The sequence below is a fragment of the Scrofimicrobium sp. R131 genome (assembly GCF_040256745.1).
Lineage (GTDB): Bacteria > Actinomycetota > Actinomycetes > Actinomycetales > Actinomycetaceae > Scrofimicrobium > Scrofimicrobium appendicitidis.
The window spans coordinates 443,947-465,543 of the sequence record NZ_CP138335.1 but is presented as its reverse complement, the minus strand read 5'-3'; the positions used below and the strand labels follow the sequence as shown (position 1 = coordinate 465,543).

Here is a 21,597-nt window from a genome sequence, read left to right as displayed (position 1 = left end):
TACCAACTTCGCCCGGCGGATCAGTCAGCTAGGGAGAGGGCAATCCCATCCAGAATGTCGTGCTCTGAGCAGTAGGCACCACCGAGGTCCAGACCCAGGTCTTCGGTCCGGCGCCGGACTCGACGCAGAATCTGTTGCCAGATGAGAGCACCGGCACCGATGACGTCTTCGCGCCCGGTGGGCATGAACGGCAGGGCCGCTTTCGTCTCTACCGGCTCCTCAATCATGAACCGGGCAGCTGCGCCCCACTGCTCCCAGGACAGGAAGGCGCCGTGGGTGACGTTCGGGGAGTACTCCGGCACGTCCAGCGCCTGCCCAGCCAGGGTGGTGACCGTCCCAGCCACTCCAACCACCGAGCGGATCAGCCCAAAATCGATCTCCTCCTCGACCAGGTCGAGCTGTTGGTCCACCCATTGGGTGGCCGCCGCAATCCCGGCCAGATTCTCCGGTTGAGTGTCGAACCGCTCGGTCACGCGCACGGATCCCATGTTGACCGAGAGGGATGCCTGCACCCAATCGTCCCCCAGGACGAACTCGGTGGAACCCCCGCCAATATCGACGAGGAGAATAGGCGTGTTCGGGTACCCACCCAAGGTTGCGGTGGCCCCGGCAAAGGAGAGCGCCGCTTCCTCATTGCCGGGGATCACCTCGGGAGTCACCCCCAACCGGGCGCGGACCGCCTCCACCAACTCATTTCCGTTGGCAGCATCGCGCATGGCTGAGGTGGCCACAAATCGAAGGCGTTCGGCCCCGAACCGGTCAATCAGCTCGCGGTACTCGTCCACGGCAGCCAAAGTGCGTTCGATGGCTGCACTGCTGAGCCGCCCAGTCTCATCAACATGCTCTCCCAGGCGCACAATTCGCATCTCCCGGGACACGTCGACCAGCGGGTCGGGGCCACCGGGGTTCAGGTCTGCGATCAGCAGACGGAGAGAATTGGTTCCACAGTCAAAAGCAGCTACTCGAGTCACGGGTCCATGCTAGACGCATCTGCCGACTGGTCGCACATTCCCGACCACTCGATCTGCTAGTGGCAAGTGCAGGTCTCAGCTGACCACCATCCGCGGGCAGAAATTCGCTCCAGCGCTTCATCACCAATCGGATTGACTCCGGGTCCCGCCGCCAACGAATGCCCGACCACCGCGTGGAGACATTTCACACGCATCGGCATTCCGCCGGCAGAGATCCCAGATATTTCTGCCACCTCGCCCAGAACCGCTCGGCGCTGCAAGTAATCTTCGTGGGCCCTGCGGTAGGTGGCCTGGAATGAGTGGTCCTCCGCCAAGCGATCATTGAACTCGTCCATTTCCAGGTCCGCTTCCATCCGCGAGCAGGCCTTCGTCAGCTCCGGGGAAGTCAAGTAGAAAGTGGTGGGGAACGGGGTGCCGTCGTCTAGGCGAGGCTTGGTGATGACAACGAGCGGCCGGCCGCACACACACCGAGCAGCCACCCCAACCACTCCGCGGGGCACACGCCCTAACTGGTGCTCAAGAGTGGTCAGATCTTCGTCAGTTGCGGGTCCCGCCGTCGGTCCGAGCAGAGAAAAATCCATGGCGTCCCGCCTTTCAATGGTCTATTCGTCGGTGTCGTCTTCGGTGGAAAGAGGAACAGTGGGCACATTGGCCGCCTCTTTCACTGCCGGAGGGTCATCTACTTCAAGTAACGCTTCTTGAAGCTGAATATTCCACGGTTTAGGGGGCCATTCAAGAGCTTCGGCCTCGTCAGGGCTTTGAGCGGCCTCCTGCGGGGCATCTACCACGGCAAATTGAGTCTCACCCGGGTCGACATATCCGAGGCGGGCCCGAGCCTGAGCGGAGATATGGTTCGGGTCCGACCAGTTGTCCAGTTCGGCCTGCAGCTTCTCCAACTTCTGCTGCGCAGCTTCAGTCTGAGCCACCGCCGCCCGATACTCGCGGCGTTGATCGCTCCACTGCAGCAGGTTCGGGACCAGCACCATCGCCACAATTCCGAGCATCAGGGTGACTGCTAGCAGGCGCACGGAAATATTCAGACCCCCGATACTCAGGCGATTGCCCTGCTGGGGACCGCGCGGGGTTGGGGTCTTGGGTTTGGACTCACGAGCGGGACGCGAAGTTCCTTTTCGGGTCGGTGAGCGCGTGTCACCCGGCAGCGGTCGGCTCGGTTTTTTGGCGACCGGCTGGGCCGGGACCCGGGGGCGGGCAGGACCAGTGCCGACTGGTCGGTCTTTTGCGCCCAGTCGGTGCTGCTGCTTCTGCTCGCCGTTTCTCCCCACGTTGCCTATCTTCACTCATCCGGCCCTGAACTCTGACTCAACGCGCCCGGTGGAGGCCGTTTTTCACCTACTTCACAGCTGACCGTAAGTGCTGCTGGCGATCTTCGCGCACCGGCTCCGGCCGGGTCCGGCCCGGCAGCAGTAGTGCCGGCAGGGCAGCTAACAACGTGGCGCCAATGGTCACCCAGAAAGCAGCGGCGAAGCCGGCCCCAGAATCTTTCACCGTCATAACTCCGGTCAGGACTACTGCGACCAGGGCGGTCCCAAATGCGCCGCCGAGTTGTTGGACAATCCGGGTGATGGCAGACGCCTGAGGCATCTGCTCACGGCCGATGTCCAGGTAGGCAGCGGCCATTACCGGAATGAAGACCACTCCCAAGCCCAGACCCCGGACAAATAGGACCACCCCTAGCAGCCAGAGGTTGGTGTCGGTTCCAGACCAGGCGAATGGAATCGTGGCGGCCGCGATCACCAGGAAGCCGGCTACTGCCACCAGTCGGGCTCCGAGACGCTCCACTAGGTGCCCGGCCACGACCCGCGACAGCAGCGTCCCCACCCCCTGGGGAATCAGCAACACCCCAGCGGCCAGCACCGAATAGCCTCGGACCGACTGAAAGTAGAGCGGCAGCAGGAAGGTTCCAGCGAAGAGCGCCACTCCGAGAAAGGTCAGGGTGATGGTCGAGGATCGGACGGTAGGGACCTTCAGGAGGCTGACATCAACCAGTGCTCGGTCCGACCGTAGGCGCGCCCACCAAGCAAACGCCACCAGCAGGACTAGGCCAAGCACTCCCGGCACCAGCACATCCGGCCGAGCAAACCCACCCGGGTTGTGAGTATTGGAGAGGCCAAACAGGAGACCCGCCAGCGCCGGGGTCAGCAAGACCGCTCCCACCAGGTCGAGGCGGCCAGGGTTCTCCGGGAGGTTAGCGCGATCATCCACTAGGAACAGGGCAGCCAACACTAGTCCCACCACCCCGATGGGCACGTTGATCAGGAACATCCAACGCCAGCTAAACCAGTTGAGCACCATCCCTCCCAAGACCGGTCCGAGGATCGGCCCGACCGCCGCCGGCAGGCTAACCGCAGCCATGACCCGGGCTCTGCGCTCCGCGGGAACGTGCTGCATCGCCAGCGTCTGCATCAGGGGCAACATGATGCCCCCGCCTATCCCCTGCAGCAGGCGAAACCCAATCAGCGCCTGGGCATTCCAAGCAATTCCGCAGAGAGCAGAGCCCAGGACGAACAATCCCAAGGCGAGTAGCCAGAGACGCTTGCCCCCGATACGAGCCTGCGCCCATCCGACAAACGGAATAGTAGCCGCCAGCGAGAGCAGGTAGCCGGTGGAGACCCACTGGATCGTAGTTAACGGCGCCCGTAGTTCCACTGTGAGCGTGCGCATTCCTATCGCCACAATGGTTGTGTCCAGGATGGCGGCGATGGCCCCGACGATCAGCGCCAAGAGCATCAAAGTAGTCGACGGCTTGGAGCCTGATGTTAGCGCCGAACGTTTCACGACAACCCCCTTAGAGAACGTATGCGTTCACTAGGTTAGGCCTCGAAATTAGTGAACGCAAGCGAGCACTATGTGAGTTGTGCCCAAGGTAAAGTGAGAGGGTGACGAAAAGACGGCGCGGCAGTGAACTGGAAGAGGCCATCCTTGAAGCTGGGTGGGCGCAGCTAAGCGAACACGGATATGCGGGCTTCACCTTTGAAGCGGTGGCTAACCGGGCCAAGACCGGCAAAGCGGCTGTGTACCGGCGCTGGCCCGACCGCGAATCACTCCTGGTTGCAGTCCTGGCTCACTGGGGACTTGGAACACCGCGAGCAGTGCCGGACACGGGCGCGCTCGGCTCGGATGTGATTGAGCTGCTGCGGGCAGCCAACCGATTCGGCACCCACATTGCGGCCCTGTTCAGCACCATTCTCGGTGCCTACTTTGACGACATGAGCACCACCCCGGCGGAGCTTCGAAACCGGCTGCTCGGGGATCGCGGACACGCGATGGAAACCATCCTGCAGCGCGCACTGGAACGCGGTGAACTAAACCAGCTTCCGCCCGCCCGCGTGGCTACTCTCCCGGTGGACCTGCTCCGCCACGAGTTGCTAATGAACCTGCAACCCGTCCCCGACGAAACCATCATCGAAATTGTCGAGACCGCGTTCCTGCCCCTGGTCGCCTCGGCGCCTCCCACATCCGACCACGACTGGCCGCAACCGACCGCAACCGACCGCAACCGACCGCGACTGACCGCGACTGACCGCGACTGACCGCGACTGACCGCATCTGAGTCCCGCAACCCACGTCCCACACCCTCCCGGCCGCCCGTCCACGCGCGGGCCCGGAGACAACCCCACCCCGCAGACAGCAAAGCGGCGAGACCCCGGCATGAACCGGGACCTCGCCGCAATAATGCTAGAACTTAGAAGTTCGCGCGGGGGAAGGCGCTGGCACCAGCGTAGGTCGCGTCCTCACCCAGGGCCTCTTCGATCCGCAGCAGGCGGTTGTACTTCTCCACCCGCTCGGACCGCGCCGGCGCCCCGGTCTTGATCTGACCGGAGTTGGTCGCCACAGCCAGGTCGGCAATGGTGGTGTCCCCGGTTTCGCCGGAACGGTGCGAGGTCATCGACCGGTACCCGTTGCGGTGCGCCTCTTCGACGGCGTCCAGGGTCTCGGTCAGGGAGCCAATCTGGTTCACCTTGACCAGCAGCGCGTTGGCCACGCCGTCCTTGATCCCGCGGGTCAGCCGCTCGGGGTTGGTGACGAACAGGTCGTCGCCCACCAGCTGGACACGCGAACCAATCGCGTCGGTCAGCTTCTTCCAGGCATCCCATTCGTCCTCGGACAGCGGGTCCTCGATGGAAACGAGCGGGTAGTCGGCGATCAGCTTCTCGTAGTAGTCGATCATGTAGTCGGTGGAGCGAGCTTCACCCTCGAACTGGTAGGCGCCGTCCTTGAAGAACTCGGTGGAGGCAACATCCAGGGCCAGAGCCACATCGGTGCCGGGCTTGAAGCCGGCGCGCTCGATCGCTTCGATGATCAGGTCCAGGGCCGCAGCGTTGGATTCGAGGCTGGGCGCGAAGCCGCCCTCGTCGCCCAGACCGGTGGACAGGCCCCGCTCCTTGATGACGCCCTTCAGGGTGTGGTAAACCTCGGCGCCCCAGCGCAGCGCCTCGCGGAAGGAGGGCGCACCGATCGGAGCAATCATGAACTCCTGAATGTCGACGTTGGTGTCCGCGTGGGACCCGCCGTTCAGGATGTTCATCATCGGGACGGGCAGCACGTGAGCGTTGGGGCCGCCCAGGTACTGGTACAGGGGCAGTTCAGCGGAGATGGCGGCTGCCTTGGCCACGGCCAGGGAAACACCCAGGATCGCGTTAGCGCCCAGCTTGCCCTTGTTCTTGGTGCCGTCCAGCTCGATCATGACGCGGTCAATTGCGCGCTGATCGGAGGCGTCCATTCCTTCGACCTCGGGAGCGATAATGTCGACCACGGCCTCAACCGCGCCTTCGACACCCTTGCCCTGGTAACGATCGGAGTTGTCGCGGCGCTCGACCGCTTCAAACGCGCCGGTGGAGGCGCCGGAGGGAACCGCAGCGCGAGCGGCGACTCCGTTGTCCAGCACAACGTCAACTTCAACGGTGGGGTTGCCTCGCGAATCTAGAATCTCGCGTGCACGGATCTCCTCAATGAATGCCACGATAATCTCCTCTTGGTTGGATTGGCATTGTTTCTTCGGACTGAAGCTCTTAACCGACGCTGGGACCCTGTCCCAACGGGACTACGTCTGCCAGCGGACCGGCGGGCACGGCGCCCGCCTCCATCGACAGGGACATGTAGCGCGGGTTCACGTGTGTTTGCGCGATTAGCTCGGCAAAGTCTTGGTTCAACTCTGGATCTGCCTGGACGGAGGCACCCACCACCTGTGACAGCAAGATGGCGTTCAGCACGTCCATGGTGGCCTGGGACAGACCGTCGCGGGATGCCCCCGAGGTCTCCAGCAACTGGTCGATGGGTTGGGTGAACTGGTCATCGTCGAGGGACACTCCGACCTGGTCGGCCATCGCCATGTACGGCTGCGCCAGCGCCAGGAACGACACCACGCTGGTTCGATTCAGCTGCTGACCCATGACTGAAGTCAGTTCATCGGTCGCGACCGTCAGGTCGTTCTCGGTGTAGCGGACGCCCAGCGATTCCACTGCGGTCCCAGGGTTGGCTCCCCCACTGCTGCACGCGCCCAACGACAGGGCCGCAGCCACCCCGACACAGACCGCCAGAACTCGTCTGTTTACCTTCACTAGGTCCTCCTTGTTCAGCCCTGATCATTCTACTGCAAATGCTCGCCTAACGACGAACCTCCCCAACTGCGCACAGGCGCCATTTTGCGCCTCTCACCCGCCCTGTTTGGCGGCGCGGGCCAATGCCACACGCCGGTTGGGTACAAGGACCTTGCGCAGGAGATCCTCCACCCAAGTTACCAGCGCCTCGTCCACCAGTGGCTCCTCTCCGTGGTGGCGGCGCCCGCCGAGGGGCACCAGCAGTTGGCGGGTAGCCGGCTTGATCACGGAGCCGGGGTAGAGGCGCTTGAGCCGGAGCGCGGTTGAGTCCATCAGTTCCACCGGGCCGAGGCGGAGATAGTTGCCCTGTGTCACCGCCTCGTCCACCCCCAGCTGGCGGAGCATCGACCGAAGCCGCGCTAACAGGAACAGGCGCTCCACCGGGGCGGGCAGCGGCCCGTACCGGTCCGCCAGTTCGTCCCGCAGCTCCCGCATCGCCCCCGGATCGTTGACGGCCGCGATCTTGGCATACACCTCCAGGCGAGCGCTCTCACCGGGGATGTACTCCTCGGGCAGGTGTGCATCCACCGCCAGGTCCAGTCGAACTTCCGTCGTTTCAACCGGCTTCTCCCCCCGATACTGGGCGACCGCGTCCGAGACCATCCTGACGTACAGGTCAAAGCCGACCCCCTCGATGTGGCCGGATTGGGCTCCGCCCAGCAGGTTGCCGGCCCCGCGAATCTCCAGGTCTTTTTGCGCCACCGCCAGTCCGGAGCCCAGGTCGGCGTTGGCGGCGATGGTCCGGAGCCGCTCCAGCGCCGTCTCGGTCAGGGTTTTGCCCGGCGGGTAGAAGAAGTAGGCGTAGGCTCGTTCGCGCCCACGGCCCACCCTTCCCCGCAACTGGTGAAGTTGTGACAGTCCAAACGTGTCCGCGCGGTCCACAATCAGCGTGTTCGCGTTCGAGATGTCCAGCCCGGTTTCGACGATCGTTGTGCAAACTAGGACGTCAAACTCATGGTTCCAGAAGTCGACGATCACCTGTTCCAGCTGGTGTTCGCCGAGTTGGCCGTGCGCCACCCGGATCCGCGCCTCCGGCACCAGCTCTGCCAGTCCCGCCGCCACCGAGGAGATCGACTCGACCCGGTTGTGGATAAAGAACACCTGCCCGTCGCGCAGCAGTTCCCGCCGGATCGCCGCAGCCACCTGAGCGGAAGAGTAGGCTCCGACGAAGGTGAGCACCGGCTGGCGCTCCTCCGGCGGGGTCTGCAGCACCGACATCTCTCGGATCCCAGCCACCGCCATTTCCAGCGTCCGGGGGATCGGCGTGGCCGACATTGCGAGCACGTCCACGTCGGTGCGCAGCGCCTTCAGTGTCTCCTTATGCTCGACCCCAAATCGCTGCTCCTCGTCGATGATGACCAGCCCCAGATCCTTGAACCGGACCGACCCGGTCAGCAGCGAATGCGTCCCAATCACCAGGTCGACGCTGCCGTCGAGCAGGCCCGCCCGCACCCGATCGGCTTCAGCCGGAGACGAAAACCGCGACAGTTGGGCGATGTTGACCGGGAACCCGGCGTAGCGCTCCCGGAACGTGTCGTAGTGCTGCTGCACCAGCAGGGTGGTGGGCACCAGCACCGCCACCTGCTTGGAGTCCTGAATAGCCTTGAACGCGGCCCGAACCGCGATCTCAGTTTTCCCGTAGCCGACGTCGCCGGTGAGCAGCCGGTCCATGGGTACCGGCTTCTCCATGTCCGCCTTCACCTCGTCCATGGTCAACAGCTGGTCGGGAGTCTCCTGGAAGGGGAAGGCGTCCTCTAGTTCGCGCTGCCAGGGCGTGTCCGGGCTGAAGGCAAACCCACCCGCGGTCTGGCGGGCCGCGTACAGGCGCACCAATTCGGCCGCGATTTCCTGAACCGCCTTCTGCGCTTTCTGCTTAGTTTTTGCCCAGTCGGCGCCGCCCATCCGCGAGAGCTTCGGCTCGTCCGATCCCGAGTATTTGGAGACCAAATCCAGCGAGGTGGTGGGCACGTAGAGCGTATCCCTGGGCCCACCGCGGCGGGAGGAAGCGTACTCGAGCACCAGGTAGTCGCGGGTCACCTGCTGTTCACCCGAGCCGGTGGTGCGAGAGACCATTTCCAGGAATCGACCCACCCCGTGGTGCTCGTGGACCACGAAATCTCCGGGCCGGAGCGCGAGCGGGTCCAGCCCTTTCTTTCGCCGCGCCGGCATCTTCCGCATGTCGCGGGTCGAACCGCCGCTGCGTCCCCCGGTCAGGTCCTGCTCGGTGAGGATCGCCAGCTCTTGGGCGGAAAGCACGAAGCCGGCCCCAGCCTCTGCCGCGGTCACGTGGACGAGGCCCGGGGAGGGCAGTTCGGTCAGCTCCGGGTCGAGGCGGGCGGCCACGTCGCCCTCAGCCAGCACCTGGACGAGGCGGCGGGCGGAGCCGGAACCGGGGGTGGTCACCACCAGGTTCCAGCCGGCGCGTTCCAGTTGACCCAGATCCGAGGTGGCACGGGCAAAGTCACCCCGATAAGGGCGGACTTCTCGCGCCCCAATCATGGCCAGACGCGGGGAGGCGACCACGGCCGCGGCGGGCGGGTCGGCGGGAGTCTGGTCGGCCCCAGCCGGTTCCCGTTGAGCGAGCTGCTCGGCCAGTTGGTCGGCCAGTTCGGGCCCGGGCAGAGCGGTCAGTTTCCACCACGAGGCAGACTTCCGGGCCCCCCAGACCTCATCGAGGCTGAGCAGCGACGCGCTCTGGGCGCCCAGCGGAATGGCCCCACCGGCAGCAGCCGCACCCCACGAGGCGTGCAGGAACTCCTGCGAAGTGGTGACAAGGTCGGCGGCCCGGGCCTGGATTCGCTCCGGCTCGGACATGAACAGAAGGGTTCCCACTGGCAACAGATCAACCAGTGAGTCCATCCGCTCGACCAGCAGGGGGGCCAGCGACTCGATTCCTGGACTGTAGATGCCCTCGGTCGCCAGCTCCAACAGGTCTGCCGCTCCCGGGATTTGCGCTGCCCGGGCCTTTTCTTTGACCGCATCGGTCAGCAGCAGTTCGCGTGCGGGAGGGGCCCACAGACCGGTCTCTGCCGCGCCCAAACTCCGCTGGTCATCCAGCGAGAACCAGCGGATCTCCTCGATCTCATCACCAAAGAACTCCAACCGGACCGGGTGGTCCCCGGCGGGCGGAAACACGTCGACGATTCCGCCGTGAACGCTAACTTGGCCGCGCCCCCGCACCTGGTCGCTGGGCTCGTAGCCAAGTTGGACCAACTCGTGGACCAGCGTGTCGCGATCGATGAAGTCGCCTGGACGAGCTTGGACCGGACGCAGATCCCCCAGTCCGCCAATGATGGGCTGCAGCAGGGCGCGAATCGGCACGACCAGAACTTGGATCGGTCCGGCCTGGGGGTGGTTCGGTTCCGGGTGGGCCAGGCGACGCAGGACTGCCACCCGCCGAGCCATGGTGTCCAACTGAGGAGAAAGACGTTCGTGCGGCAGGGTCTCCCAGGACGGAAACACAGTGGCCTCCGGCCCCCAGCAACTGATGGCGCGGGCCATCTGCTCGGCTTCGCGGCCGGTGGCAGTTACCACCACCACCGGCGCGGTCCCGGACCGGTTCGACAGTGCGTGTGCTACCAATGCAGGCCGCACCCCCACCGGGCACACCACCGTGCCGTGACCGGGTTCCCACAGATAGGGCGTGACCGCCTCAACGGCTTCATCCCGGGCTAAAAGCGGCAGCAGGCCGCGCAGCTGACTCATGAGCGGGCGTGTAGGTCTTGCTGGGCAGCTACCAGGCCGCGCAGCACAGTTTCTTCGGCCACATCCGCCGCCAACTGGATCGTCACGTCCCATTCGGGCCGCTCAGACGTCGGGATCGGAGTCAGGACAAACGAGGCGGGATCCTGCCGTCCGGGAGGCCGACCAATCCCAACTCGCAGCCGGGCATAGTCTTTGGTTCCCAGGTGAGCGCTCAAACTCTTCAGCCCGTTGTGTCCGCCCTCGCCTCCGCCGCGCTTCAATCGAAGCTGGTGTGCGGGCAGGTCCAGGTCATCGTGCACCACCAGAATCTCCGTCGGGGCGATCCGCAGGAAGTCGGCCAGGCGGCCGATTGGCCCGCCAGAAACGTTCATGTACGAGGTGGAGACAGCCAGGTGCACCTGAGGTCCGGGGGCACCACCGGGCAGCACCCCCAACCGGCCGGACGCAGTCCGGGTCCGACTGGAATGTGAACGCAAACTAACCCCGAGACGCTCGGCCAGCAGCTCAACTGTCATTACCCCGACATTGTGCCGCGTGTTAGCGTACTCAGCTCCTGGATTTCCCAGGCCCACAATCAACTTGATCGATTCCGACATGCTTTCCTTCTAGAGGTGCGACCCGAACTCAAGCGCCCAGGCCGCGTAGGCCCGCGCATTAGGATGAAACAGGTCCGGAGCGTGATACCTGGTCAGATACTCCCAGGTGGAATACTGCTGCGAGAGTCGGCGCAAGTCAACGGGAACGTGTCCGGCAGCGCTCATCTGCTCGTCCAGTATCGCGGACAACTCTGCGGCCAGTTGCTCCCGGGGGAGGAATGAAAAACTGGGGATGTTTCCCACCAGGGCGGGCCCGGGAAGCTCACGCGCCATCCGCTTGGCGTAGGCGGAGAACAGCTCCGGGGTGATGTGCGGAGCTCCCACGTCGTTGCCCCCGATGTTAGCGACCACCAGGTCCGGTTTCAGCTCCAATCCGCGCAGCTGAGGCAGTTGGGCCGCCAGGATCGTCTCGATGGTGGCCCCGGAAATCGACAGGTTGACCACCCGGACCGACCCGGGAATCATCTGCGCCAACCTGGCCACGTAGGACTGGTCGATCCGCGCTGCCCCTACCCCCTGGGTGGCAGAGTCACCGAGAGCCACCAGCAGGAAATCGTCTTTCTTCAGCTGGTTGAGGGTGCGGAAGTTCTGCGCCTCCCAGGCTTTACGGTGTTGGCGTACCTGGCGGTGAGTTCGACCCACCGCCTCGCTAATGATTCCCCCCGCCAGCAAAGTAGCGGCCAGGACGTTTGATTTGGCCACCGTTAGGCGTCCCGCCCTCCCGGGGCCGAAGCCTCCACTACCAGAAACTCGGGTGCAGCGAAGCCTCGCGCCGCAAACGCCTGGACTACGCCATCCATTACCTCGCCCACCGTGGTCGCCGGGACCAGTGCAATGGCTGAGCCGCCAAAGCCACCACCAGTCATGCGGGCCCCAACCGCTCCAGCCCGCAGAGCCTCCTCCACCGCGCAATCCAGCTCCGGGCAGGAAACCTCGTAGTCGTCGCGCAACGAGATATGCGATTCGGTGAACAGACGCCCAACTTCGGCCAGGTCCGCGTCTTTCTGAAGCAACTCGGCCACCTGCCGGGTCCGAGCAATCTCGGTGACCACGTGGCGCACCCGGCTTTGGGCGACCGGGTCGGTCAGCCGGGCCAACGCCTCGTCCAAGTCAGTGATGTCAGCCAGGTACTCTACGCCCAACTGCTGTGCCGCTTCGTGACAGGTCTGACGCCGGGCGGCATACTGCCCGTCCACCAGCGCGTGCGGAGCTTTCGTGTCGATCACCAGCAGGCGGAAATCGCGGGCCGCCAGGTCAAAGTGAATCTGTTGGACGGAATGATCTCGGTTGTCCAGCAGGAGCGCATATCCCGGCTGGCAGCGCAGGGAGGCCGACTGATCCATTCCCCCGGTGGGCGCCCCGGCCATCTGGTTTTCCGCGGCGATGCAGAAACGAACCAACTGCTCACGGTCCAGGTCCAAGCCAAACAGGTCGGTCAGGCCGACCCCGGCCGATCCGCTCAGGGCGGCGGAGGAAGAGAGCCCGGCCCCGTAGGGAACGCAGGAGTCAATGGCAATATCGAAGCCGGCAACCGGGTAGCCGGCCTGGCGCATGGCCCAGGCCACCCCCACCACGTAGGCGGGCCAACCATCCACCTCACCCAGCGTCCCGACCGGTCCGGCCTCAGCCAAGTCGACGCTTCGTTGGGACTCCTCCTGGGCGGAAATCAACCGCACCTGGTCGTCGTCACGCCGGCGCAGGGCCGCGTAGGTGCGATGCGGCAGGGCAATTGGGAGCGCTAACCCTCCGTTATAGTCAGTGTGCTCACCGATCAGGTTCACCCTCCCCGGGGCGGACCAGATCCCATCTGGCTCCTGCCCAAAAGTCTCGGTAAAAAGGGTGGCCACGCGGGCCGCCCCATCCGGGCGCGTCCAGGCATCACGGATGACAACGCTCATGAAAGTCTACTTTCTGCTGTTCCGGTCGGTCCTTCCAGGGTAGCGATCCGGACGCGACTTGTCTTGCTCCTGTCCGGAAACTAGCACTTTGGTAGGAGTGGCTAACCTGCTAATCTGAGGGAGCTAAACTCCCAATTGTTAGAGGTTTCGGACCGGTCGCATGTACCTACCCCCCAAGACTGATGATCAGGAATGGCTGGGCGTGCTCATTGCCATTCCCGAACCGTGGGTCACCGAGTTGACCGCGGCTCGCCGTGAGCTCGGTGATCCAGCTGCGGACTGCGTGCCTGCGCACCTGACCCTGATTCCCCCCACTCCCGTCAATGTGGACGAGCGAGAAGACGTTTTCCGCCACCTCCAGCACGTTGCCTCCCACTTCGGTCCCTTCCGGTTGTCCCTGTCGGGGACCGGCACTTTTCTGCCCACCTCACCGGTGGTGTTTCTGGACGTAACCGAGGGAGCGGACGCCTGCATGTCACTCGCCGATGAGCTCCGGTCCGGCCCGTTGGATCACCAGGCCCGGTTCCCATACCACCCGCACGTCACCCTCGCCCACGGCCTGCCAGAGGAATCCCTGCACCGGGCTCGTGCGGGTTGGGCGGACTTCGAAGCCTCCTGGATGGTTCCCGGTTTCCGCCTCGACTCCGTTGACCCCAACGGACGCTACAACACCCGCGCCCTGTTCGACTTCGCCCTCTAGGGGGATCGATGCCCGGCTCAGAGCCCACCACCCGGTACGGCCCGAACTTCGTCCCCCATTCGGCCGATTTTCGCCGCGTCTGGAGAGAAACGACCGGGATTGATCGCCTGAAGAACCTGCTTGAACTTTCCCTGCACCTGCGTCCCCTTAGAGCGTTCGCACGCTTCGGGACGGCGAACGGTTCACTGTTGGCCGCGGGGATCTCCTACCGGGCCCTATTCAGCCTGACCGCCGCCATCACCCTGGGTGGAATGGTCTTTAGCGCTCTCCTTGGCAGCAACGAGGCGCTTCGCACCGCCGTGGTCGAGGCGGTCAACTCCTGGCTGCCAGGCCTTTTGAAGTCGGGCACCCACCCGGACGGCCTAGTCGATCCCGCCACCCTTGGGTCGGGTCCCGGCACCACGGTGGCCGGCGTTGTTTCTCTGGGGGTCCTACTCTTTACCGCCACCTCTGTGGTGGCTTCTCTCTCCAGCGCAATTAGGGCAATGTTTGCGCTCTCAACTGTGCGTGAGCCGTTTCCCGTCACTGTTGGGCAACGATTTCTCGGGCTGGTGGCGCTGCTGGTGGGGATATCCTCCACCGCCGGGATCGTCTTTCTGACCAGCTGGCTCGGGACGCGGGCGACCCGGCTCGGGGTGGAAAAGACCTGGTTTGACTCGATTTCGACCGGGCTCACCTGGGTGGCGGCCGTGGTGATCAACATGGTGTTGGTGGCAGTGGTGATCCGGTGGGTGGCGGGAGTGAGGCCGCCGCGTCCGGACCTGCTGTGGGGTTCGGGCTTGGCCGGGCTCTCCACGGCACTGCTGCAGTTGGCCGGCACCTCGGTGGTGCAAAATGTGCGTGGTCCCATTTTGACCGCTGCCACCACGTTGATCACGCTGATTCTGTGGGTCAACCTTCAGGCCCGGGTGGTTCTGCTTGCCAGCGCTTGGATTGCTAATCCCCCGCGGCTCCAGACGCGGGTCTCCCGCGAGTCCCGCCGCGAGGGCCTTCGCCCCAACTACGTGACTCTTTCCTCCCCTGAGTCGCTAGAGCAGTGAGCGGGAGCTACGAGAACTGGTACTCGACCGTGACCGGGGCGTGATCGGAAAAACGCGCATCCCAGCTGGGTGCCCGGAAGATTTCGTACCGCTGAGCTGATTGAGCCAGTCCCCGGGAAGCGTACTGGTAGTCAATCCGCCAGCCGGCATCGTTATCGAAGGCCTTTCCACGCCAGGACCACCAGGAGTATGGCCCCTGGTTCGGGCCGGCGAGGTCGCGCACCACGTCGGACCAACCCGAGTCCACCCACCGGTTTAGGAAGGCGATCTCTTCGTCCAGCACCCCGGCCGACTTGTTGTGGTTTCCCTTCCAGTTTTTGATGTCCAGCTCGGACCGGACCACATTGAAGTCGCCCGCCACTAGTGCATTCTGGTCCAGCAGTTGCGCCAACCGAACCTCGATTCGGGGCAGGTGGGCCATCTTCTGCTCCTGCTTTGGAGTCCCCACCGACCCGGAATGGAAGTAGGCGGAGACGACGGTCAGGTCGGTTGGCCCCACCAGATCCAGCTCCACCCACCGACCAGTGTCGTAGTCCGGTTCATCTGGGCTCAGCCCCACGCGCGGTTCTCCCTCGGCCTGGAACTGTCCGTCGCGCCGAAGTGCCACGGCGACCCCGGCTCGTCCCTTGATTGCACAGGGGTGAGTGTGAACGTTCCACTCGGGCCCGAGCAGCGCTTCTGTCACTTCTTCGGGAGCGCGCACTTCCTGCAGCAGCAGGACGTCGGGGTTGGCCAGCGCAAGCCATTCCATGAGGCCGCGCCGATGGGCCGCTCGAATGCCGTTGAGATTGAGGGTCGTGATCAATGCTGAACTCATGACGGCAGTATCCCATCTTTGCCTGGACCCGGGCGAGCAGGCCCAGCGTTGACGAGCGTCTAGCACACGGGTAGAGTTAACCAGGCAATACCCCATGGGGGTATCAGGAAGGAGAGTTGTGAGCGCACACTCGCACAGCGAAGCAGGCCACTCCCACGCGTCTGCCTCGCGCGGACGCCTGACCGGGGCGCTGATTGTCACGGCCCTGGTCCTGGTGGCGGAAGTTGTGGGCGCGATCATTTCGGGTTCACTGGCTCTGCTGGCCGATGCCGGACATATGCTGGTCGACTCGACCGGTTTGGTGATCGCTCTCATCGCTGCTCATTTGATGGCTCGCCCGCGCAGCCGCCAACGCACCTGGGGTTTTGTTCGGGCCGAGGTGGTTGCCGCCGCTCTCCAGTCCCTCTTGCTGCTGGTCATCTGCGTGACAATTTTGTGGGAGGCGATCGGACGGCTGACCGAACCGGTCGAAGTTCAAGCCGGTCCAATGCTCACCATTGGCCTGGTGGGGTTGGTAGCCAACCTTATTTCTCTGTGGATTTTGGCCGGTGGACGTGACAGCTCGCTGAACATGAAGGCCGCATTTTTGGAGGTGCTAACCGACGCCCTTGGCTCGGTCGCGGTCATTGTCGCCGCCATCGTCCTGATGACCACCGGTTGGCCTTACGCCGACTCGGTGGCTTCCCTCCTGATCGCGGCCATGATCATTCCCCGATCCTGGCACCTGCTACGCCAGTCAGTTTCGATTCTGATGGAGAATGCGCCGGCCGGATTGGACTTGTCCGAGGTGGAACAGCACCTGTTGCGCCAAGACGCGGTCGAGTCGGTTCACGACCTGCACGCCACCACGGTTGGCACCGGCCTTGTTACCCTGACCGCCCACGTGGTCCTGCGCCCCGAAATGGCGAACCTGCCCGGAGCCGAACAGGCTCGAATCCTGCGTGGGATTCAGACCTGCATCAAGGACCATTTTGCCGGGAAGATCAACCACCTGACGGTGCAAATCGATACCCCCGGCCTCAACTGTTCAGAGGTCCTGGCCCACTAGTTGGCGCTAACAGACCGGTGGGCAACCCGCGCGCATCCGCTGCACTCGAGCTGCCCACCAAAAATCTGTTTGACTACTGCGAAACCTGGCGCTCCGCCGCCTCGACCACATTGGCCAGCAGCATTGCCCGGGTCATCGGCCCGACCCCTCCGGGGTTAGGCGTCAACTGACCGGCCACCCGCTCCACGCCCGGGGCCACATCTCCGGCGATCCGGCCATCGACGCGGGAGATCCCCACATCCACCACCGCGGCGCCGGGGCGAACCATGTCCGCGGTGATCAGGCCGGGCACGCCCGCACCCGCGATCACCACATCCGCCTCACTAATGATCGACTTCAGGTCCTTCGTGCCCGTGTGGCACAGGATCGTAGTTGCGTTGATGTCCTTGCGGGTCAGCATCAGGCCGAGCGGACGCCCAACAGTCAGACCGCGACCCACCACGCAGACGGTGGCGCCGGCTAGCGACACTCCCCCACGCTGAAGCAGCTTGATGATCCCACGGGGAGTGCACGGCTGCGGGCACAGCGGCGAGCGGTTAATCGCCGTCACCAGGCGACCCAAGTTGTACGGGTGCAGCCCGTCGGCATCTTTGTCCGGGTTGATACGGTCCAGGATGGCATCCTGATTCAGGCGCCGAGGCAGCGGCAGTTGGACAATGAACCCAGTGCAGGTTGGGTCCGCGTTCAGCTCGTCAATCGCGCGTTCCACCTGTGCTTGGGTGGCCGTTTCCGGCAGGTGGACCTGAATCGAATGGATCCCCACCTCCGCACAGTCCCGGTGTTTCCCGTTGACGTAGGCCTGCGAGGCGGGGTCGTCCCCCACCAGGATCGTGCCAAGCCCAGGCCGAACCCCCTCTTTAGCCAAAGCTTCAACGCGGCTCTTCAACTCTTCTTTCACATCGGCGGCGAGCTTCACCCCATCCAGGGGCAGGGCACCGCCGGGAGCTGGCCAAGGGTATTTCATTGGTCGAGCTCCGGGTAGAGCGGGTAGGCATCGGTGAGCGCCTTGACGCGGGCGAGGAGACCGGCCACATCCACCTCGCGCCCAGCCGCCTTTTCACGCAGAGCCACCGCGATAATGTCGGCCACCTCGCGGAAGTCATCCGCCTGGAACCCGCGCGTCGCCAGAGCGGGGGTACCCACCCGCAGGCCGGAGGTGGTCATCGGCGGACGCGGATCGAAGGGGACCGCGTTCCGGTTAACGGTCACATTGATCTGCGCCAGCAGGTCCTCCGCGTCCCGTCCAGACAGGGCAGAGTTCTGCAGGTCCACCAGGACCAGGTGCACGTCAGTCCCCCCGGTCAGAACATCGATCCCAAGCTCGGACATATCCGGCTGGGACAACCGCTCGGCCAGAATCTTCGCCCCCTCAATGGTGCGTTCCTGACGCTCCTTGAACTCCGGCGAAGCCGCCACCTTCAGCGCCACGGCCTTGGCCGCAATCACGTGCATCAGCGGGCCACCCTGCTGCCCGGGGAACACGGCCGAGTTGAGCTTCTTGCCCCACTTCTCAGCTCGCGAGGAGAGAATCAGACCGGATCGGGGACCACCGATGGTCTTGTGAATGGTCGTGGTGACCACGTCGGCGAACGGCACCGGGTTCGGGTGCAGACCGGCTGCTACCAGGCCGGCAAAGTGGGCCATGTCGACCATCAGTGCCGCCCCCACCTCGTCGGCAATTTCGCGGAACGCCGCGAAGTCCAGCGTCCGGGGGTAGGCGGACCAACCGGCGATGATCACCGAGGGACGGTGCTCGCGAGCCAGGCTCCGAACCTGATCCATGTCGACCCGGTAGGTGTTCGGGTCCACCTGGTAGGGAATGGGACGGTAGTAGCGTCCCGAAAAGTTCAAGCGCATCCCGTGGGTCAGGTGACCGCCGTGAGCGAGGTCCAAACCGAGAATAACGTCGCCGGGCTCAGCCAGCGCCTGCAGCGCCGCTGCGTTGGCCTGGGCTCCCGAGTGAGGCTGGACGTTAGCAAAGTCGGCACCGAACAGGGACTTGGCCCGCTCGATAGCCAACGATTCGGCCACGTCGGCCCACTCGCAACCGCCGTAGTATCGACGCCCGGGGTAACCCTCGGCGTACTTGTTGGTCAGGACCGAACCCTGAGCTTCCAGCACAGCCATGGGAACGAAGTTTTCGGAGGCGATCATCTCCAGGTGATCGCGCTGGCGAGTGAGTTCACCCTGGATGGCGGCGAAGATCTCTGGGTCAAGCTGTTCGAGGGGGAGGTTGAGAAGCGGTTCGGACACGGGTCCTCCAAATTTGAGCCAAAAGTTCGGACTGCGCGGCCCCGCGGGCGGATCCCAGCGGGAATGTCCGGTGGGGCCGAGACCAGCGTACCAACTCACTGACTGGGCGCACTTGTCCGTCCAGTCGGCGAAGCGGGCCTGCTTCCAGCTACTGACCGACTGGGCGCACTAGTCTGACCACTCGGCATTTTGGTCTGCGAGTCCCGCCTCAAGCAGCATCTCCGCCGTGTCCGAGTCGATCACCAGCACGTTGGCCAGGCGCCCCCGAACGATGGCCCGGAAGGCCTCGTGCTTGTCGGCTCCACCCCCAACCGCCACAGACAGGCGAGCCTGACGCAGATCATCCAACCCGACCCCCAGTGTGCGTTGGTCCACTTCGGCATCAGCTGGTTCGCCTTCGGCCGTAATCAGTCGGTTCCCAATCACCGCCACTGCCCCTCCGCCCCGAAGCTGTTCGGCCTCGGCGGGCGAGAACCCTTCCGAGTCGATCAGCAGGGACTCGGCCCCGGCCGGTCCGGGTGAGTAGAACACCACGTCAGCTTTGCGAGCCAACCCCAGGCAGGTTGCCACTTCCTCCTGCGCTTCCACCCGCCGCTTCTGCTCGGCTGTGGCAAACACCGGCACCGACGGCAGGGTCCGACTGACCCCGTTGCCGCGCCGGGAAATCATCCGAATGGAACTACCCACAAAGGCGTCGTCCAGGTTGGCGGGTGCCGCAGCAATCTGAACGACGGTCACCCCTTGGATCCACCGTTCGGGGAGGGCTCGTGCCATCGCACCCATTGTGCGCCCGTAGGCCACCCCGACCACCCGCGGTCGGGGCCGAATGTCAGTGAGGAAGTCTGCCCCCGCATGGGCGAGGCGGGACATGGTTTCGCGCGGCGTCGAACCGGTCGGCACCACGCGGGCCCGCACCAGCCCGAACCCGCATTCCAGCCGCTGTTCCAGGTCGTGGCGCCGCGCCCGCTCGTGGTGAATGTTGATCTCCACCACGCCGGCATCAGTGGCCTCTTTTAGCAGGCGACCCACCGTCCAGCGGGTGCAGCCCAGGCGTTCCGAGATGGCCGCCTGCGTGAAGCCCTCAAAATAATAGAGCTCCACCGCGCGCAACATTGCTCGCTCGCGATCTCTGTCAATCACAATCCCTCCGGAATGGATGCTTTACTGTCGTTTGTCTTTACCTCGAGCATCCTTGTTCCCATCTGCCCTGTTCCAAGCATAACCGCAGGTCACCACCGGTTCAGTGGTCATTGCGCCCCATATTACTCGCGCGGGGCCGAAGGCCGGCGAACGCCCCAGCTCGGCGTTTCCGACCTGTTCAATACATATAGGTCCTAGATTCCGATATATTTCGGACCGCTAAGTCTATTTTCTAAACCAGCTATCCGGAGCTCCCAGCCCGGAGCCTCCCCGATCACAGCCGCGACTACGTCCGGTCCCACTCAGTTGATCCACCAGTTAGATTAATGCAACTTTTTGTTGACAAACAACCGACCTCGGTGGCTTATTTCCCAGCCTCCCAGTGTTCGGGATAATTCCATCCGGGCAAGGAACGAGACGTTCCTCACATTCCACTAGGTGGGCACCGGCCCCTGTCGGCGTTCACTCACCATTTTAGTCCACCACCGAGCTCCGACAACCCGGCCCACGCAACCGGACCCTCGCAACTCGGCCACGCAACCCGGCCCCCACAACCGGACCCTCGCAACCGGACCCTCGCAACCCGACCGAAAAACCCCCGCCCACACAACCCGACCGCAACGGCAAACCCACCTAGCCCACGACCTGGCCCCCGACCGAGCCGGATCCGGATGGACCCGACCCCGCCGGGGGCCGAAGGAGAATTACCTGCTGGTACCTACTTGATGAAGCCCAGCTCCTTGACCGCGTCAAACTCTTCCTGCAGAGCCTTGATGTTGTGGTCGATCCCGGCGCGGGTGCCCGCGGACAGGTCCAGACCGTCGACGATCTGGTACTCGCCGTCCTTGGCAATCACGGGGAAGCCGAAGGAGAGCCCGGCGGGCACCCCGTAGTGGCTACCGTCCGAGTACACGCCAGCGGTGACGAACTCGCCTTCGGGCGTGCCGTGGATCCAGGTGTGGACGTGATCGATGGCGGCGTTGGCGGCGGAGGCAGCCGACGAGGCGCCCCGGGCCTCAATGATGGCCGCGCCACGCTTGGCCACGGTCGGGCGGAAGTAGTCGGCCAGCCAGGCTTCTTCCACCAGTTCGGCGGCCGGCTTGCCCGCCACCGTCGCATAGGAGACGTCCGGGTACTGGTCGGCCGAGTGGTTCCCCCACACGACCATGTTCTTGATGTCGGCCACGGACGCACCGGTCTTGCTGGCCAGCTGCGAGATGGCCCGGTTGTGATCCAGGCGCATCATGGAGGTGAACCGGGTCGCGGGCACGTCTGGAGCCGACTGCTGCGCAATCACCGCGTTGGTGTTGGCCGGGTTGCCGACCACCAGCACCCGCACGTCATCGGCAGCGCCGTCGTTGATGGCCTTGCCCTGGGGACCGAAGATCCCAGCGTTGGCCGCCAGCAGGTCAGCCCGCTCCATCCCGGCCGAACGCGGCCGCGCGCCCACCAGCAGCGCCACGTTGGTGCCGTTGAACGCCTGGTTCACGTCGTCAAAGATCTCAATGCCCGACAGCAGCGGGAAGGCGCAGTCGTCGAGCTCCATTGCAGTTCCCTCAGCGGCCTTGACTGCCTGCGGAATCTCGAGCAGGTGCAGCTTCACGGGGACATCCGGCCCGAACAGCTGCCCGGAAGCGATCCGGAAAAGCAGCGCGTATCCGATGTTGCCAGCGGCTCCGGTGACGGTGACAATGCGAGGTTCAGTCATGGATAATTCTCCTTTTAGTGACGTTATCTTGAACCGTAACAGGTGGTTCCTCGGCCCCGCAGAGCAGCCCGGAGCGTCGATTTCCCTTCCCCCAGGCTACCGC

At 64.3% G+C, this 21,597-nt stretch carries 19 protein-coding genes; 4 read left to right on the top strand and 15 right to left on the bottom strand.

Going from position 1 to position 21,597, the window contains the following annotated elements; translation table 11 throughout:
* Positions 1–20 precede the first annotated feature (20 nt).
* The 4 genes from SAC06_RS02240 to SAC06_RS02225 form a co-directional block, all read right to left on the bottom strand.
* Positions 21–971 (bottom strand): Ppx/GppA phosphatase family protein, encoded by a 951-nt coding sequence (locus SAC06_RS02240; RefSeq protein ID WP_350258590.1) that lies wholly within the window; start codon positions 969–971, stop codon positions 21–23.
* Between the two features lie 56 nt (positions 972–1,027).
* Positions 1,028–1,552 carry a DUF501 domain-containing protein gene (locus tag SAC06_RS02235; RefSeq protein WP_350258589.1) on the bottom strand — a complete coding sequence of 175 codons (525 nt, stop codon included), beginning with the start codon at positions 1,550–1,552 and terminating at the stop codon, positions 1,028–1,030.
* Positions 1,553–1,573: 21 nt separating this feature from the next.
* Positions 1,574–1,999 (bottom strand): septum formation initiator family protein, encoded by a 426-nt coding sequence (locus tag SAC06_RS02230; RefSeq protein WP_350258588.1) that lies wholly within the window; start codon positions 1,997–1,999, stop codon positions 1,574–1,576.
* Positions 2,000–2,321: 322 nt separating this feature from the next.
* Entirely contained in the window at positions 2,322–3,719 is a 1,398-nt protein-coding gene (locus SAC06_RS02225; RefSeq protein ID WP_350258587.1) for a DHA2 family efflux MFS transporter permease subunit, read from the bottom strand.
* Between the two features lie 149 nt (positions 3,720–3,868).
* Here SAC06_RS02225 and SAC06_RS02220 point away from each other — a divergent pair, with 149 nt between their 5' ends.
* The gene (locus SAC06_RS02220; RefSeq protein ID WP_350258586.1) at positions 3,869–4,522 is read left to right on the top strand and encodes a TetR/AcrR family transcriptional regulator; all 654 of its coding nucleotides are present in this window, start codon (positions 3,869–3,871) and stop codon (positions 4,520–4,522) included.
* 152 nt (positions 4,523–4,674) lie between these two features.
* On the opposite strand, the gene eno is transcribed toward SAC06_RS02220, so the two are convergent.
* The 6 genes from eno to galK form a co-directional block, all read right to left on the bottom strand.
* Entirely contained in the window at positions 4,675–5,952 is a 1,278-nt protein-coding gene (gene eno, locus SAC06_RS02215; protein WP_350258585.1) for a phosphopyruvate hydratase, read from the bottom strand.
* A 49-nt stretch (positions 5,953–6,001) separates the two neighbouring features.
* Complete coding sequence (locus SAC06_RS02210; protein ID WP_350258584.1) at positions 6,002–6,550, bottom strand: hypothetical protein; 549 nt, start codon at positions 6,548–6,550, stop codon at positions 6,002–6,004.
* Positions 6,551–6,643: 93 nt separating this feature from the next.
* Positions 6,644–10,294, bottom strand: a complete 3,651-nt coding sequence (gene mfd / locus SAC06_RS02205; RefSeq protein ID WP_350258583.1) for a transcription-repair coupling factor — start codon at positions 10,292–10,294, stop codon at positions 6,644–6,646.
* On the bottom strand, positions 10,291–10,890 hold the full coding sequence (gene pth, locus SAC06_RS02200; protein WP_350258582.1) for an aminoacyl-tRNA hydrolase: 600 nt from the start codon (positions 10,888–10,890) through the stop codon (positions 10,291–10,293). The genes mfd and pth overlap by 4 nt, the downstream gene beginning before the upstream one ends.
* 9 nt (positions 10,891–10,899) lie before the next feature.
* On the bottom strand, positions 10,900–11,592 hold the full coding sequence (locus SAC06_RS02195; RefSeq protein ID WP_350258581.1) for an SGNH/GDSL hydrolase family protein: 693 nt from the start codon (positions 11,590–11,592) through the stop codon (positions 10,900–10,902).
* Positions 11,593–11,594: 2 nt separating this feature from the next.
* Complete coding sequence (gene galK, locus SAC06_RS02190) at positions 11,595–12,788, bottom strand: galactokinase (RefSeq protein WP_350258580.1); 1,194 nt, start codon at positions 12,786–12,788, stop codon at positions 11,595–11,597.
* 160 nt (positions 12,789–12,948) lie between these two features.
* On the opposite strand from galK, the gene SAC06_RS02185 reads away from it, so the two are divergent.
* On the top strand, positions 12,949–13,488 hold the full coding sequence (locus SAC06_RS02185; RefSeq protein ID WP_350258579.1) for a 2'-5' RNA ligase family protein: 540 nt from the start codon (positions 12,949–12,951) through the stop codon (positions 13,486–13,488).
* 8 nt (positions 13,489–13,496) lie between these two features.
* Positions 13,497–14,528, top strand: a complete 1,032-nt coding sequence (locus SAC06_RS02180) for a YihY/virulence factor BrkB family protein (RefSeq protein WP_350258578.1) — start codon at positions 13,497–13,499, stop codon at positions 14,526–14,528.
* 7 nt (positions 14,529–14,535) lie between these two features.
* Here SAC06_RS02180 and SAC06_RS02175 read toward each other — a convergent pair whose 3' ends face one another.
* Positions 14,536–15,345: an exodeoxyribonuclease III gene (locus SAC06_RS02175; RefSeq protein ID WP_350258577.1), complete on the bottom strand. Its 810-nt coding sequence runs from the start codon at positions 15,343–15,345 to the stop codon at positions 14,536–14,538.
* 118 nt (positions 15,346–15,463) lie between these two features.
* On the opposite strand from SAC06_RS02175, the gene SAC06_RS02170 reads away from it, so the two are divergent.
* Entirely contained in the window at positions 15,464–16,393 is a 930-nt protein-coding gene (locus tag SAC06_RS02170) for a cation diffusion facilitator family transporter (RefSeq protein WP_350258576.1), read from the top strand.
* A gap of 73 nt (positions 16,394–16,466) precedes the next feature.
* On the opposite strand, the gene SAC06_RS02165 is transcribed toward SAC06_RS02170, so the two are convergent.
* The 4 genes from SAC06_RS02165 to SAC06_RS02150 form a co-directional block, all read right to left on the bottom strand.
* A complete protein-coding gene (locus tag SAC06_RS02165; RefSeq protein ID WP_350258575.1) occupies positions 16,467–17,357 on the bottom strand; it encodes a bifunctional methylenetetrahydrofolate dehydrogenase/methenyltetrahydrofolate cyclohydrolase in 891 nt (296 codons plus the stop codon).
* Complete coding sequence (gene glyA / locus SAC06_RS02160; protein WP_350258574.1) at positions 17,354–18,646, bottom strand: serine hydroxymethyltransferase; 1,293 nt, start codon at positions 18,644–18,646, stop codon at positions 17,354–17,356. The genes SAC06_RS02165 and glyA overlap by 4 nt, the downstream gene beginning before the upstream one ends.
* Before the next feature lie 168 nt (positions 18,647–18,814).
* Positions 18,815–19,786, bottom strand: a complete 972-nt coding sequence (locus SAC06_RS02155) for a sugar-binding transcriptional regulator (RefSeq protein ID WP_350258573.1) — start codon at positions 19,784–19,786, stop codon at positions 18,815–18,817.
* Between the two features lie 718 nt (positions 19,787–20,504).
* Positions 20,505–21,494, bottom strand: coding sequence for a malate dehydrogenase (locus SAC06_RS02150; RefSeq protein ID WP_350258572.1), 990 nt, complete (start codon positions 21,492–21,494; stop codon positions 20,505–20,507).
* Positions 21,495–21,597: the final 103 nt, after the last annotated feature.

Coding starts and splice junctions, on each gene's coding strand:
- SAC06_RS02235 (WP_350258589.1), bottom strand. CDS start 1,552: ATGGATTTTTCTCTGCTCGGACCGACGGCGGGACCCGCAACTGACGAA.
- SAC06_RS02225 (WP_350258587.1), bottom strand. CDS start 3,719: ATGCTCTTGGCGCTGATCGTCGGGGCCATCGCCGCCATCCTGGACACA.
- mfd (WP_350258583.1), bottom strand. CDS start 10,294: ATGAGTCAGCTGCGCGGCCTGCTGCCGCTTTTAGCCCGGGATGAAGCC.
- pth (WP_350258582.1), bottom strand. CDS start 10,890: ATGTCGGAATCGATCAAGTTGATTGTGGGCCTGGGAAATCCAGGAGCT.
- galK (WP_350258580.1), bottom strand. CDS start 12,788: ATGAGCGTTGTCATCCGTGATGCCTGGACGCGCCCGGATGGGGCGGCC.
- SAC06_RS02185 (WP_350258579.1), top strand. CDS start 12,949: ATGTACCTACCCCCCAAGACTGATGATCAGGAATGGCTGGGCGTGCTC.
- SAC06_RS02180 (WP_350258578.1), top strand. CDS start 13,497: ATGCCCGGCTCAGAGCCCACCACCCGGTACGGCCCGAACTTCGTCCCC.
- SAC06_RS02175 (WP_350258577.1), bottom strand. CDS start 15,345: ATGAGTTCAGCATTGATCACGACCCTCAATCTCAACGGCATTCGAGCG.
- SAC06_RS02165 (WP_350258575.1), bottom strand. CDS start 17,357: ATGAAATACCCTTGGCCAGCTCCCGGCGGTGCCCTGCCCCTGGATGGG.
- SAC06_RS02150 (WP_350258572.1), bottom strand. CDS start 21,494: ATGACTGAACCTCGCATTGTCACCGTCACCGGAGCCGCTGGCAACATC.